The sequence below is a fragment of the Angustibacter sp. Root456 genome, assembly GCF_001426435.1.
In the GTDB taxonomy this organism is placed as follows: domain Bacteria; phylum Actinomycetota; class Actinomycetes; order Actinomycetales; family Angustibacteraceae; genus Angustibacter.
On record NZ_LMER01000018.1, the window covers coordinates 19,285 to 31,922 of the forward strand.

14 protein-coding genes are annotated in these 12,638 nt (G+C 75.2%); 2 read left to right on the forward strand and 12 right to left on the reverse strand.

Annotated elements, in window-relative coordinates; all coding sequences use genetic code 11:
- Positions 1-58 precede the first annotated feature (58 nt).
- Positions 59-427, forward strand: a complete 369-nt coding sequence (locus ASD06_RS12360) for a DUF1844 domain-containing protein (RefSeq protein WP_056677936.1) — start codon at positions 59-61, stop codon at positions 425-427.
- Positions 428-541: 114 nt separating this feature from the next.
- Here the strand turns inward: ASD06_RS12360 and ASD06_RS12365 are convergent, their stop codons facing one another.
- From ASD06_RS12365 to hisD, 10 genes are all read right to left on the reverse strand, one after another.
- Entirely contained in the window at positions 542-1,054 is a 513-nt protein-coding gene (locus ASD06_RS12365) for an O-acetyl-ADP-ribose deacetylase (protein WP_200942143.1), read from the reverse strand.
- Positions 1,055-1,096: 42 nt separating this feature from the next.
- A complete protein-coding gene (locus ASD06_RS12370) occupies positions 1,097-2,290 on the reverse strand; it encodes an MFS transporter (protein ID WP_157371695.1) in 1,194 nt (397 codons plus the stop codon).
- A gap of 31 nt (positions 2,291-2,321) precedes the next feature.
- Entirely contained in the window at positions 2,322-3,092 is a 771-nt protein-coding gene (locus ASD06_RS12375) for an SseB family protein (protein ID WP_056677942.1), read from the reverse strand.
- Complete coding sequence (proS, locus tag ASD06_RS12380) at positions 3,092-4,504, reverse strand: proline--tRNA ligase (RefSeq protein WP_056677945.1); 1,413 nt, start codon at positions 4,502-4,504, stop codon at positions 3,092-3,094. The genes ASD06_RS12375 and proS overlap by 1 nt, the downstream gene beginning before the upstream one ends.
- Positions 4,505-4,588: 84 nt before the next feature.
- Positions 4,589-5,332 carry a bifunctional 1-(5-phosphoribosyl)-5-((5-phosphoribosylamino)methylideneamino)imidazole-4-carboxamide isomerase/phosphoribosylanthranilate isomerase PriA gene (priA, locus tag ASD06_RS12385; protein WP_056677948.1) on the reverse strand — a complete coding sequence of 248 codons (744 nt, stop codon included), beginning with the start codon at positions 5,330-5,332 and terminating at the stop codon, positions 4,589-4,591.
- A gap of 42 nt (positions 5,333-5,374) precedes the next feature.
- Complete coding sequence (hisH, locus tag ASD06_RS12390; protein WP_056677951.1) at positions 5,375-6,025, reverse strand: imidazole glycerol phosphate synthase subunit HisH; 651 nt, start codon at positions 6,023-6,025, stop codon at positions 5,375-5,377.
- Positions 6,022-6,666: a hypothetical protein gene (locus ASD06_RS12395; RefSeq protein ID WP_056677956.1), complete on the reverse strand. Its 645-nt coding sequence runs from the start codon at positions 6,664-6,666 to the stop codon at positions 6,022-6,024. The genes hisH and ASD06_RS12395 overlap by 4 nt, the downstream gene beginning before the upstream one ends.
- Positions 6,663-7,265: an imidazoleglycerol-phosphate dehydratase HisB gene (gene hisB, locus ASD06_RS12400; protein WP_056677959.1), complete on the reverse strand. Its 603-nt coding sequence runs from the start codon at positions 7,263-7,265 to the stop codon at positions 6,663-6,665. Before hisB ends, ASD06_RS12395 begins: the two co-directional genes overlap by 4 nt.
- Positions 7,262-8,356 carry a histidinol-phosphate transaminase gene (locus ASD06_RS12405; RefSeq protein ID WP_056677962.1) on the reverse strand — a complete coding sequence of 365 codons (1,095 nt, stop codon included), beginning with the start codon at positions 8,354-8,356 and terminating at the stop codon, positions 7,262-7,264. The genes hisB and ASD06_RS12405 overlap by 4 nt, the downstream gene beginning before the upstream one ends.
- Positions 8,353-9,705: a histidinol dehydrogenase gene (hisD, locus tag ASD06_RS12410; RefSeq protein WP_056677965.1), complete on the reverse strand. Its 1,353-nt coding sequence runs from the start codon at positions 9,703-9,705 to the stop codon at positions 8,353-8,355. The genes ASD06_RS12405 and hisD overlap by 4 nt, the downstream gene beginning before the upstream one ends.
- 115 nt (positions 9,706-9,820) lie before the next feature.
- Here hisD and ASD06_RS12415 point away from each other — a divergent pair, with 115 nt between their 5' ends.
- A complete protein-coding gene (locus tag ASD06_RS12415; RefSeq protein ID WP_369853747.1) occupies positions 9,821-10,579 on the forward strand; it encodes an ABC transporter permease in 759 nt (252 codons plus the stop codon).
- A gap of 11 nt (positions 10,580-10,590) precedes the next feature.
- Here the strand turns inward: ASD06_RS12415 and ASD06_RS12420 are convergent, their stop codons facing one another.
- Together ASD06_RS12420 and ASD06_RS12425 are read right to left on the reverse strand one after the other, a co-directional pair.
- Entirely contained in the window at positions 10,591-11,046 is a 456-nt protein-coding gene (locus ASD06_RS12420; protein WP_157371696.1) for a hypothetical protein, read from the reverse strand.
- 38 nt (positions 11,047-11,084) lie between these two features.
- On the reverse strand, positions 11,085-12,581 hold the full coding sequence (locus ASD06_RS12425; RefSeq protein WP_056677970.1) for a DUF3352 domain-containing protein: 1,497 nt from the start codon (positions 12,579-12,581) through the stop codon (positions 11,085-11,087).
- Positions 12,582-12,638: the final 57 nt, after the last annotated feature.

Sequence of the window (12,638 nt, forward strand, 5' to 3'; positions counted from 1 at the left end):
TGCTGGCGACCCGGAGGCCGGCGACGGATCTGGTCGGTCAGTCTGCAAGGGTATCAGCATGGACGAGCACTCCTCTATTCCGTCAGCTCCCGAGCCTGACGCCGCCGCCGTGCGCGACATCGCCGACGTCCCAGCGATCGAGGTGATCACGACCACCGCGCTGCACCTCATGAGCGCCGCGGCCGTGAAGTGCGGGCTGGGGGCCGACGAGGAGAGCGCCGCCCACCGCGACCTCGACGAGGCGCGCAAGCTGATCTCGGCGCTGGCGGGCCTGGTCACCGCCGCCGCGCCCGAGGTGGGCAACCAGCACGCGCGGCTGCTGCGTGACGGGCTGCGCCAGGTGCAGCTGGCGTTCCGCGAGGCCTCCCCCGTGCCCGACCCGCCCGGCCAGGGCCCGGGCGAGAAGCTCACCGGCCCCGTCTCCTGACCGTTGCCCCGCTCTCCCGTTGATCACGTTCAGTGGGTGACACTCCGCTTGCTGAGGGGTGCACCCCTCAGCAAGCGGGAGCAACCCTCGACCAGCGAGCGATGGCGGCCCGGCTCAGCGATCGGCGAGCGCCAGCTCGAAGGCGGCGTAGGCGGCGCGGCCGCACAGCACGAACCGCACGTGCGCCACGGCGGCGCCGGACTCGCGCACGGTGCGGACGGCGATCGGCGCGGCCTCGGCCAACGGGTAGCCGTACGCGCCGGTGGAGATCGACGGGAAGGCCACGCTGGCCGCACCCAGCTCGTCGGCGACCCGCAGGCTCTCGCGGTAGGCCGAGGCGAGCAGCTCGGCTGCGGCCGGGTCCCGCCCGTAGACGGGGCCGACCGTGTGGATCACCCAGCGCGCCGGGAGGCGCCCGGCCGTCGTGGCCACGGCCTGCCCCGTGGGCAACCCGCGGGGCAGCGACGTGGCGCGCAGCTCGCGGCAGGCGGACAGGATCTCGGGGCCGCCCGCCGCGTGGATGGCGCCGTCGACGCCTCCTCCGCCGAGCAGCGAGGAGTTGGCCGCGTTGACGACGGCGTCGACGTCCTGGGTGGTGATGTCACCTGCCACGAGCTCGATGCGCATGCGGCCCAGTGTGCGCGACGCCGGACCCGCCGGCGCCCGGGGTCAGGCGAGCGCGCGGCGGCGCAGGGCCACGACCGCCAGCCCCGCGGCCGCGAGCAGCGCACCCAGCGCCCCCACCGTGGCGAATCCGACCGACGCAGCGCCGCGGTCGATGGCGAAGCCCGCGAGAGGCGCGCCGACGGCCGTGCCCACGGTGAGCGCCGAGCCGTGCCAGCCCATCGCCTCACCGCGCACGGCCTCGGGCACGAGCGCGGTCAGCACCTCCGCCGTCGCCGTGATGACCGGGGCGCACAGGAACCCCGCCGGCAGCATGGCGAGCGAGAGGGCGAGCGGACCGTGAGCCAGTCCCACCGGCACGGTGAGCGCGCCCAGCCCGAAGAGCAGCCAGAACGGCGGCAGCGAGCGCGGGACGAGACCGTAGACCACCCCGCCCAGCAGTGACGCGAACGCCCACACCGCGGCGACCAGGCCAGTCCACCCGAGCTCGCCGGTCGACCGCAGCGAGGCGATGATCGACACGTCGGTGCCGGCGAGCACCACCGTCGCGCCCGCAGCCGCCGCCAGCACCGCGAGCAGCGCCGGCGTCACGGGGATGCCGACCTTCGGGCGCGCGCGGCCGTCGTGGCGGTCGGCGGCGTCCTGCGCGGTGCGCTCGGCGCTGCGCGTCGGCGGGTTCAGCGCCATCAGGCCCACACCCGCGAGCACCATCGACACCCCCAGCGCCACCAGGGCGAGCGCCGTCGACGCGTGCGTCGCGAGGAGCACACCGAGGGCCGGCCCCACCATGAACGACACCTCGACGCTGACCGAGTCCAGCGCGAAGGCCGTGCGTCGCTGGGCCTGCGGCACCATGAGCGACAGCGCCAGCCGCACGACGGTGAACGTCGGGAGCCCGAGGGCACCGCCGACGACCACCGTCGCGACGAGCGCGGGGAACGGCAGCCACGGCGCAGTGCACCACACCGCGCCCTCGGCGACGAGGGACGGGATCAGCGCCGTGCGCAGCCCCAGGCGGTCGACCGCGCGGCCCCGCCACGGCGCCCCGAGGGCCATCCCCACGGTCCAGGCGGCCACGACGAAGCCCGCGGCTCCGTAGCCGCGGCCGAGCGTGGTGACGACGTGCACGGTGAGGATGACGGCAGTCGCGGCGTGCGGGATGCGGGCCGCGATGCCGAGCAGGGTCAGCGAGCGCACACCCGGCACCGCCAGCACCCGGCGGTAGGGGGTCAGGGGCACGCCGGCCAGTCTGGCAGCCGCCTGCGAGCGCTCAGCCCTCGGCAGGTGCCGGCGCGCGCACGAGCGCCAGCTCGACGCCGTCGACCCGCTCGCGCACCACGTCGCTGGCTTGCAGCCGCTCACCCACCCGCGCGCCGAGAGCGCGCAGCGCCTCGCGATCGAGGTCAGCTGACACCGCGACGACGACCCGCAGCTCGGCCCGCTCCCCCGGCTCACCGGTCACCGAGTCGACGTCGGCGAGGGCCGCCGCGACGCCCCGCAGGACGGCAGCCACCTGCGGGTCGCGGTGGGCGGGCACCCACGGCCGTCCTTGGCCCAGCGCCCACAGCGCCGGGCGCCCGACGACGAAGCTGACCGGCCCGGAGGGGTCGAGCACCATGGCGTCGCAGCCTTCGGCGACGGCCGACACCGCAGCCCGGCGGGCCTCGACCGGCACGGGACGCGCTGCCGAGTCCCACCGCGCCAAGGACTCCAGGCTGCTGAAGACCGGGAGCGCACGGACGCCGTCCGGCGAGGTCAGCGTCACCAGGGCCATGTCGGCCTGCTTGTCGGCCGTCCCGTGCGCGGCCTCGATGCCTTCGCCGAGCACCGCCACGACGGGCACCAGCAGGCGCGCGGTGGCGAGCGCCGCCACGACGTCCTCGTCGCCGGCCCGACCCGCGGCGTTGTCGGCCAGCGCGTGCTGCAGGGCGGCGTCCGCGCTGCCGTCGTCGCCGGGGAACCCACCCGCGGGCAGCGTGCGGCCGGTCCACGGCACGCCCGCCGAGTCAGCCGCCTCACCGGACGACGCGTGGTCGGCCATCAGTACGCCCGGGCCACGACCGCGATCGCCCCGGGCTCGTCGTCGGAGTCCGGCACGCCGCCGTCGGGCCGCACGAGGCAGCGGACGGTGACCCCGCGGGCCGCGAGCTTCGCCTCACCCTCCACCCCGAGCGTCGACCACGGGATGCGAGCCCAGCCGGCCGTGGCCGCCTCGGCTGCCTCGTCGACCGAGGTGACGTCGGCGGTGAGCCGCTCGCGGCGGGCGAGCGCCTCGTCGTGCAGGGCCTGGTGGTCAGCAGCGAGCGCTTCGCTCACGGCCCGCACGACGTCCGCGAGCGCCGTCGGCGTCTTGGTCTGGGGCACGCGCCGCACCACCGTCACCTGGCCCTCGGCGAGGTCGCGCGGCCCCACCTCGATCCGCACGGGCACGCCCTTGAGCTCGGCGTCGACCGCGCGGCGCCCGAACGGCGTGTCGGTGCGGTCATCGAGCTCGACGCGCACACCGGCTGCCCTCAGCTCGTCGACGAGGCGGTGCGCGGACGCCGCGACGCCGTCGCCGTCCTTGACGACGGTGACGAGCGCCTGCACCGCCGCAAGCAGTGGCGGCACGCGCAGGCCGTCGTCGTCGCCGTGGCACATGATCAGGCCGCCGAGCATGCGGGTCGAGGTGCCCCACGAGGTCGTCCAGGCGAGCTGGCGCTCCCCCGTCGCATCGAGGAAGTCGATGTCGAAAGCGCGCGCGAAGTTCTGGCCGAGCTCGTGGCTGGTGCCCATCTGCAGCGCCTTGGCGTCACCCATCATGGCCTCCAGGCACAGGGTCGCCGTCGCGCCGGCGAAGCGCTCGCGCACGGTCTTGCGACCGACGACGACCGGCATGGCGAGCACCTTCACCATGAAGTCCTCGTACACCTCGTGCAGGATGCGCCGCGCGTACGCCGCGGCGTCGGCCTGCGTCGCGTGCGCGGTGTGCCCCTCCTGCCACAGGAACTCGCTGGTGCGCAGCAGCAGGCGCGGGCGCATCTCCCACCGCACGACGTTGGCCCACTGGTTGAGCAGCAGCGGCAGGTCGCGGTAGCTCGCCGTCCACTTGGCCATGAACTCGCCAATGACCGTCTCAGACGTCGGCCGCACCACCACGGGCTCCTCGAGCTCCTTGCCGCCGGCGTGCGTCACGACGGCGAGCTCGGGGCTGAAGCCCTCGACGTGCTGAGCCTCGCGCTGCAGGTAGCTCTGCGGGATGAAGAGCGGGAACGCCGCGTTGCGGGCGCCCGCCGCCTTGATGCGGGCGTCCATCTCGGCCTGCATGCGTTCCCAGATGGCGTACCCGTAGGGCCGGATCACCTGGCTGCCGCGCACCGGGCCGTTCTCGGCCAGCTCGGCCTTGGCCAGCACCTCCTGGTACCAGCGGGGGAAGTCCTGGGCTCGGGAGGTGAGAACGGGTTGGCGGGCCATGGGCACCAGATCCTACGGGGACGCCGGGGCCTGGCTCATCGAGGTTTCGCGCGGCAGCGCACCTCGGGGCGCGCTGGCTGGGGCTCAGACGTCGGGGCGGCCGGCCACGTCGAGCGCCTCGCCGAGGGTGAACGCCTGCGCGTACAGCGCCTTGCCGACGATCGCGCCCTCGACGCCCAGCGGCACGAGGTCGCGCAGGGCTCGCAGGTCGTCGAGGCTCGAGATGCCACCGCTGGCCACCACCGGCGCGCTGGTGCGGGCGCAGACCTCGCGCAGCAGGTCGAGGTTGGGGCCGCGCAGGGTGCCGTCCTTGGTGACGTCGGTGACGACGTAACGGGCGCAGCCGTCGCGGTCGAGCCGCTCCAGGGTCTCCCACAGGTCACCGCCCTCCTGGGTCCACCCGCGGGCGGCCAGCGTCGTGCCGCGCACGTCCAGGCCCACGGCGATGCGGTCGCCGTGCCGGGCGATGGCCTGCGCCGTCCAGTCCGGGTCCTCGAGCGCGGCCGTGCCGAGGTTGACCCGGGTGCAGCCGGTGGCGAGCGCCGCGTCCAGCGACGCGTCGTCGCGGATGCCACCGCTCAGCTCGACGGCGACGTCGAGCCGGGCGACGACGTCGGCCAGCAGCTCGCGGTTGGAGCCGCGGCCGAAGGCGGCGTCGAGGTCGACGAGGTGGATCCACTCGGCACCGGCCTCGGCCCAGGCGAGGGCGGCGGCCAGCGGGTCGCCGTACGACGTCTCGCTGCCGGCCTCGCCCTGGACGAGGCGCACGGCCTGCCCGTCGGCGACGTCGACGGCGGGCAGCAGCTGCAGACGGGACTCACCGGACACGGTGGCGCTCCTTTTCGGGACAGGTCAGGGCTCGGGGATCGCTCACAGCGAGCGCACCCAGTTGGCGAGCAGGTGCGCGCCGGCGTCCCCGCTCTTCTCGGGGTGGAACTGCGTGGCGCTGAGCGGACCGTTCTCGACGGCGGCCACGAACCGACCGCCGTGCTCGCTCCAGCTCACCAGGGGTGCGGTGAGCCGGCTCGTCTCGGCACCGGGCTCGGGCAGCTCCCACCGGCGCACGGCGTAGGAGTGCACGAAGTAGAACCGTTCGTCCTCGACACCGGCGAACAGCGCCGAGCCCGGGGCCACCTCGACGGTGTTCCAGCCCATGTGGGGCACGACCTCGGCCGACAGCCGCTCGACGACACCCGGCCACTCCCCCAGGCCGTCGAGCGCACCCGCGTCGTACGGCTCGGTCGAGCGCTCGAACATCACCTGGTGGCCGACGCAGATGCCGAGCACCGGACGCCCACCGGCCAGCCGGCGGCCGACGAGCTCGCCGCCGCGCACGGCCTGCAGCCCGCGCACGCAGGCCGAGAAGTTGCCGACGCCCGGCACCAGCAGACCGTCGGCGTCGAGCACCGCGGCGCGGTCGGCCGTGAGGGTGACGTCGGCGCCGACCCGCTCGAGGGCGCGCACGGCGGAGTGGACGTTGCCGGAGCCGTAGTCCAGGACGACGACGCTGGGGCGGGTCACGAGCGGTCCTCCAGCTGCTGGGCGAGCTCGCGCTCGTGCGCGACGTGGGCGTCGAAGCGCGCGACGGCGCGCTCGTCGGGGTCGATGCGCACCGCCCCGGGCAGGTCGCCCGCGCGGACGGCGTCGATGCTCACGCCCGCGCCCGGCAGGCCCAGGGCGCGGAGCACGTCGTCGACCACGTCGGCGCCGCTGCGGGCGTCGGCGGCGAGGGCGGCGCGCAGACGCTCCAGGCCCACGGCGCCGGTGTGGGGCGCGGCCAGCTCGGCCAACGCGGGCAGCGCCAACCGCGGCAGCTGCTCGACCCGCTGCAGGCCGGCCGCACGGCTCCACACGAGCCACCGCGGCCGGCTCAGCCGGCTCGCCTCGTGCGCGGTGACGACCGCGCGCGGCCCGTCGGCCACGACGCACAGCGAGGGCCGCAGCCGCGCGGGCAGCGGGCGACCGCCGAGCAGGGCGATCGGGTCGTCGTAGGGCGGCGCACTGGCAGCCGGGCCGGCCGGCACGACGAGCGTCCACGCGACGTCCGGGACGATCCACACCGGCACCAGGCCCTTGCGGGCCCAGGCGCGCACGCCGTCGAACCGGCCGCGCGCCAGCAGCAGCACCCGGGGGCCGGCGAGGCCCTCGGGCGTCGAGGTCACAGGACGCCCTTGGTGCTCGGGACCCCACCCACCCGCTCGTCGGGGGCGATGGCCGCGCGCAGGGCTCGAGCCACGGCCTTGTACTGCGCCTCGACGACGTGGTGGGGGTCGCGCCCGCTGAGCACCCGCACGTGAAGCGCGATCCCCGCGTGGTGGGCGAGGGTCTCGAACACGTGCCGGGTGAGCGAACCGACGTAGCTGCCGCCGATGACGACGTAGGCCTGGCCCTCGGCCTCGCCGGTGTGCACGCAGTAGGGCCGACCGCTCACGTCGACGGCCACCTGCACGAGGGTCTCGTCGAGCGGCACGAGGGCGTCACCGAAGCGAGCGATGCCCGCCTTGTCACCCAGCGCCTCGCGCAGCGCGTCCCCGAGCACGATCGCGACGTCCTCGACCGTGTGGTGCGCGTCGACGTGCGTGTCGCCGTCAGCCTCGACGGTGAGGTCGAGCAGGGCGTGCTTGGCCAGGCTGGCGAGCATGTGGTCGTAGAAGCCGACGCCGGTGCTGACGCTGGAGCGGCCGGTGCCGTCGAGGTCGACCTCCACGAGCACCCGGCTCTCGCCGGTGCTGCGCTCGATCCGGGCGCGACGCGTCGTCATCGGGACTCCTCGAGGGTGGCGGCGAGCGCGGTCAGGAAGGCGGTGGTCTCATCGGGCGTACCCGCCGTGACGCGAAGGTAGCCGGGAAGGCCGACGTCGCGGACGAGCACCCCGTGCTCGAGCAGGTCGCGCCACGTCGCCGCGGCGTCGGCGAGGCCACCGAACAGCACGAAGTTGGCGTCGCTCGGCACCGGCTGGACGCCGAGGCCGGGCAGCGCCGCCACGATGCGGTCGCGCTGGGCGCGGATCGCCGCGACGGTGCCGAGCAGCACCGGCGCCTGGCGCAGGGCCGCCACGGCAGCGGCCTGCGTCAGCGACGACAGGTGGTACGGCAGGCGCACGAGTCGCAACGCGTCGCACACCGCCGGGTCGCCCGCGAGGTACCCCACCCGGGCCCCGGCGAAGGCGAAGGCCTTGCTCATGGTGCGGGTGACGACGAGCCGTGGCCGCCCAGGCAGCAAGGTCAGCGCGCTCGGCGTGCCGGCGCGGGCGAACTCGGCGTACGCCTCGTCGACCACGACCATCGCGTGCCCGGACGCCTCGTACGCCGCGCGGACGACCTCGAGGGGCAACGCCGTGCCGGTCGGGTTGTTCGGCGAGCAGAGGAACACCACGTCGGGGTCGGTGTCGCGCACCTGCCGCGCGACGTCGTCCGCGTCGAGGTCGAAGTCGCCGGACGCCGCACCGCGCCGGCCGTCGACCCACGCCGTCGACGTCGTGGCCGTGATGATCGGGTGCATCGAGTACGCCGGCGTGAACCCGAGGGCGGTGCGTCCGGGGCCCCCGAAGGCCTGCAGCACCTGCAGCAGCACCTCGTTGGACCCGTTGGCCGCCCACAGCTGCTCGGTCGCCAGGTCGTGCCCGAGGTAGCGCGCGAGCTCCTCGCGCAGCACCGTGAACTCGCGGTCGGGGTAGCGGTTGAGGTGGCGGACCTCGCGGGCCACCGCCTCCACGACGGCCAGTGCGACCGGCTCGGGCAGGTCGTACGAGCTCTCGTTGGTGTTCAGCCGGACGGCGACGTCGAGCTGCGGGGCGCCGTACGGCACCGAGCCTCGCAGGTCTTCGCGCAGCGGCAGCGCGTCGAGGCTCATGCGTCGCGCAGGCGCACCCGGACGGCGTCGCCGTGACCGGGCAGGTCCTCGGCGTTGGCGAGCGCGACCACGTGGTCGGCCACCTCGGCCAGGGCGGCGCGGTCGTACTCGACCACGTGGATGCCGCGGAGGAACGACTGCACCGACAGGCCGCTGGAGTGACGCGCGCAGCCGCCGGTGGGGAGCACGTGGTTGGATCCGGCGCAGTAGTCACCGAGCGAGACGGGCGCGAAGGCACCGACGAACACCGCGCCGGCGTTGCGCACCCGCGCCGCCACGTCCGCGGCGTCACGGGTCTGGATCTCCAGGTGCTCGGCCGCGTAGGCGTCGCACACGGCCAGACCGGCCTGCACGTCGTCGACGAGCACGATGCCCGACTGCGAGCCGCCGAGGGCCTCGCGCACGCGCTCGGTGTGCTTGGTGGCCGCGACCTGCTGCTCGAGCTCGGCCTCGACGGCGTCAGCGAGCGCCGCGTCGGGGGTGACGAGCACGGACGCGGCGAGCGGGTCGTGCTCGGCCTGGCTGATCAGGTCGGCCGCGACGTGAGCGGGGTCGGCCGTGTCGTCGGCCAGCACGGCGATCTCGGTGGGACCCGCCTCGGAGTCGATGCCGATCACGCCCTTGAGCAGGCGCTTGGCCGCCACGACGTAGATGTTGCCCGGACCCGTCACCAGGTCGACGGGCTCGCACAGCACCTCGCCGTCCGGGCCCCCGTCGGGGCCGGTCTCCTTGGCGCCGTAGGCGAACATCGCGACCGCCTGGGCTCCCCCGACGGCGTAGACCTCGTCGATGCCGAGCAGGGCGCAGGCGGCCAGCACGGTGGGGTGCGGCAGGCCGGCGAACCGCTCGGGGTTGTCGCGCTGGGGCGGGCTCGCGAGCGCGATCGACGGCACGCCCGCCTCTTGCGCCGGCACGGCGTTCATCACGACGCTGCTGGCGAGCACGGCGAGGCCGCCGGGGGCGTACAGACCGACTCGGCCCACCGGTACCCAGCGCTCGGTGACCCGGCCTCCCGGCACGACCTGCGTGACGACGTCGACGCGGCGCTGGTCGCGGTGCACTCGACGGGCGCGCTCGATCGACTCCTCCAGCGCCGCCCGCACCGCGGGGTCGAGCTCGTCGAGCGCGGCCTGCAGTGCTGGCGCGGGGACGCGCAGCTGGGTGGGGCGCACGCCGTCGAACCGCTCACCCAGGTCGCGCAGGGCCTGGGCGCCGCCATGGCGCACCTGCTCGCAGATCGGTCGCACGACGTCGACAGCGGCCTCGACGTCGAACCCGGCCCGGGGCAGCACCTGGCGCAGCGTCGCGGCGTCGAGCCGGCGTCCGCGCAGGTCGGTACGTGCGATCACCCGACCAGTCTAGGTCAGCGGCCCGACGTCCCCGCCGCGTGCTCCGTCTGGCAAGACGCCGTGCCCGGGCCGGTACCGTCGCCGGGTGACCTCGAGCGCGCTGCACTCCGCGGCGATCGTCGACATCAGCACCGGCGCCACGCGGTGGGCCCTGGTGGCCGTCGTGGTCACCAGCACGGCGGCCGCGGCGGTGGTGAACGTCGTCGGCTCGCTCGGCCAGGCCTGGGCCGTGCTGCGCGCCGCCGGGCGCGCCATGGTGCAGCTGCTCGTGGTGGCGCTGGTGATCGCCGCGGTGCTCGACTCGCTGCCCCTCACCCTGGCGTTCCTGCTGCTCATGGTGGGCGTCGCCGGCGCAACGGCGGCGCGCCGGCTGACCGAGGACCGCACGGGGCTGTGGGCGCTGCTCGCAGTGGTCGCGGGTGCCACGCCCGCGATCCTGCTCACCCTCGCCACCGGGCTCGTGCCGCTGGAGGGTGTCGCCCTGGTGCCGATCGGGGGGATCCTCATCGGTGGGGCGATGACCGCGACGGTGCTCGCCGGGCGCCGGTGCCTGGACGCGCTCGCCCGGCGTCACGGCGAGTACGAGGCCGCGCTGTCCATCGGTCTGGCCCCGCGCGAGGCGGCACTGCTGGTCGCCCGCGACGACGCGGCGCTGGCGCTCGTGCCAGGCCTCGACCAGACGCGCACCGTCGGCCTGGTGACCCTGCCGGGCGCGTTCGTCGGCATGCTGCTCGGTGGCGCGACGGCCATGGAGGCGGCGGCCGTCCAGCTCGTGGTGCTGGTGGCGCTGCTCATGGTGCAGTCGGTCGCGGTGCTCGTCGTGGTCGAGCTGGTCGCGCGAGGCCTGCTGCACGAGCGCGGCGCTCGCCGCTGAGGCGAGGTGGCTCAGCGGGCGGGGCTGCTGAAGAGCGCTCCGAGGCAGCGAGTGACGGCGAACAGCAGCGGGCCCACCAGCAGCACCGACGTGGTGCGCAGCTCCAGCGGGGTCGTGGGATGCGTGGCACCGGCGGCCACCTGGGCCGCCAGGGACGCGGGCCCGAGCCACTGCCCCACCTGCCAGGCCACCGCACCCACGACGAACACGCCGAGCAGGGCCACGACCGCGCGCCCGGCCTGCGGCTCGCGGGCTCGCGCCGACTGCACGGTGGCCACCGTGACCCCGAGCAGTGCCAGCAACAGCGCGAGCCAGCCGTCCTGAGCCACCTGCAGCTCGCGGTGGCCGGTGAGGTAGACCCCGCCGCCGACCACGTCGGCGCGCGCCAGCGGTGCGAGCAGCCGCCACGCTGCCCCAAGGGCCACGCCGACGACGAGCGCACCGGCGACGGGCAGGGCGGCGCGCACCGCGGGGTGCTCGCGTCGCCTGCCCGGCCGGGCCCCGATCACTTGGTGGTCAGCCGCGCGTCGTAGGAGAGCCGGTCGCCGTCCTGCGTGACGGTGAGCCCGAACGCGCGCAGCACCTTGAGCTGCTCGCGCTCGGTGGCACTGAGCTCGGCCTGGTCGCCGACCTGCGCCAACGCCGACGCGACGTCGACGTACAGCACGCCTTGGGCGTCCTTGGCGTCGGGCACGGCGTCCTTGAAGGCCGGCGCGCCGCCGAGCCCGTGCTGCGTCGCCACCTCGTCGGCGTACGCCTGGGACGACGCGAGCACCGTGTCGGAGCCCGACTGGGCCTTGCCCAGGGTCAGGCCGGTGCCGCCCTGCACCGCGTTGACGATCTTGTCGAGGGTGCCCCGGTCGCCGCTGAACCGCGCGGCGACCTTCGGCGCCCCGTCGTCGGTGCCCCCGTAGACGAGCGCCATCCGGTCGCCGATCGCCCGGGTGACGTCGCCCGGCACGCTGATGCCGAACTGCTGCTGCACCTGCCGAGTGGCGGCGTCCAGCTGCTCGACGCCGTTCATGCTCTCGGCCGCCTTGCGCACCTGCGCGTAGGCGTAGTCGACGAGCCGGTCGGCGCCGCTGAAGCCGTACACCGCCACCGAGCTCGCGGGCAGGTCGTCGACACCGGCCGTGCCGGTGAGCTTCGGCAGCTGGGTGCCGGTGGCCTGGCCGGTGAGCTCGAGGGTCGGGCCGTCGAACCGCAACGCGAACGCCGTGCGGCCGGTGAGCTTCGCGCTCGACAAGGCGGCGCTCAGCTGCGCGCCCGACGTCGGAACGGCCTCCTGCAGCTTGCCGAGGTCGAACCACGCCCGGGCGATACCGCGCTCACCGAGCGCGTCGACGTCGGCGGTGTAGTCCTTCGCCTGCGACAGCGGCTTGTCGGCGGCGTCCTTGACGGCCTTCGACACCACGGCGGCGTCGTCGGAGCAGACGGCCCAGCCGTCGGGGAACTCGCACTTCGCCTGGCCCTCGCTCACCTTGGCGATGCCCGCCTTGGCCTTGTCGGCGTCGGTGACGGCCAGCACGACGACCGCGCCCGGGTCGTCGCCGTCGGCCTGGGGGGGCAGCACCGCGAAGCCGGCCCGGTCACCGAGCCAGGGCGCGACGTCGGACGACCAGTCACCCTTGATCTGGCCGTCCTTCTTGAGGGCCTCGAACAGCGCCTTGCGCACGTCGTCGTCCGAGCCGATGGCCTTGCGGGCGTCGGGGAACTTGCGGGCGAAGCGCAGGAAGTCGACCTTCTGGCCCGCCGAGGGGTCGAGGTCGACGGCGAAGAAGCCGACCGCCGAGGCCGGTACCACCTCGTCGGGCTGGGCGCCGCCGCCACCGAGCTTGCTGGCGGCCAGGGCGGCACCGCCCCCGACGAGCGCGACCGCGAGCACGCTGGCCCCGATGAGCACGCCGCGGCGGCGACCCCGCGCCGACACGGCCGGCTCTGCGGCGAGGACGTCGGCGCCGGCCAGGTGCTGCTCGGGCTGGTCGCTCGGAGGCTGGGTCATGGTCGGGTTCCCCCCTGGGTGGACGCGCGGATCGGGCTCCGGGCCGTGGTGGTTCGC

Bases quoted from the DNA above. Each gene is read 5' to 3' on its own strand.
- proS (WP_056677945.1), bottom strand. From the start codon at position 4,504: ATGGCCCGCCAACCCGTTCTCACCTCCCGAGCCCAGGACTTCCCCCGC.
- ASD06_RS12360 (WP_056677936.1), top strand. From the start codon at position 59: ATGGACGAGCACTCCTCTATTCCGTCAGCTCCCGAGCCTGACGCCGCC.
- ASD06_RS12375 (WP_056677942.1), bottom strand. From the start codon at position 3,092: ATGGCCGACCACGCGTCGTCCGGTGAGGCGGCTGACTCGGCGGGCGTG.
- ASD06_RS12365 (WP_200942143.1), bottom strand. From the start codon at position 1,054: ATGCGCATCGAGCTCGTGGCAGGTGACATCACCACCCAGGACGTCGAC.
- ASD06_RS12425 (WP_056677970.1), bottom strand. From the start codon at position 12,581: ATGACCCAGCCTCCGAGCGACCAGCCCGAGCAGCACCTGGCCGGCGCC.
- hisB (WP_056677959.1), bottom strand. From the start codon at position 7,265: ATGACGACGCGTCGCGCCCGGATCGAGCGCAGCACCGGCGAGAGCCGG.
- ASD06_RS12405 (WP_056677962.1), bottom strand. From the start codon at position 8,356: ATGAGCCTCGACGCGCTGCCGCTGCGCGAAGACCTGCGAGGCTCGGTG.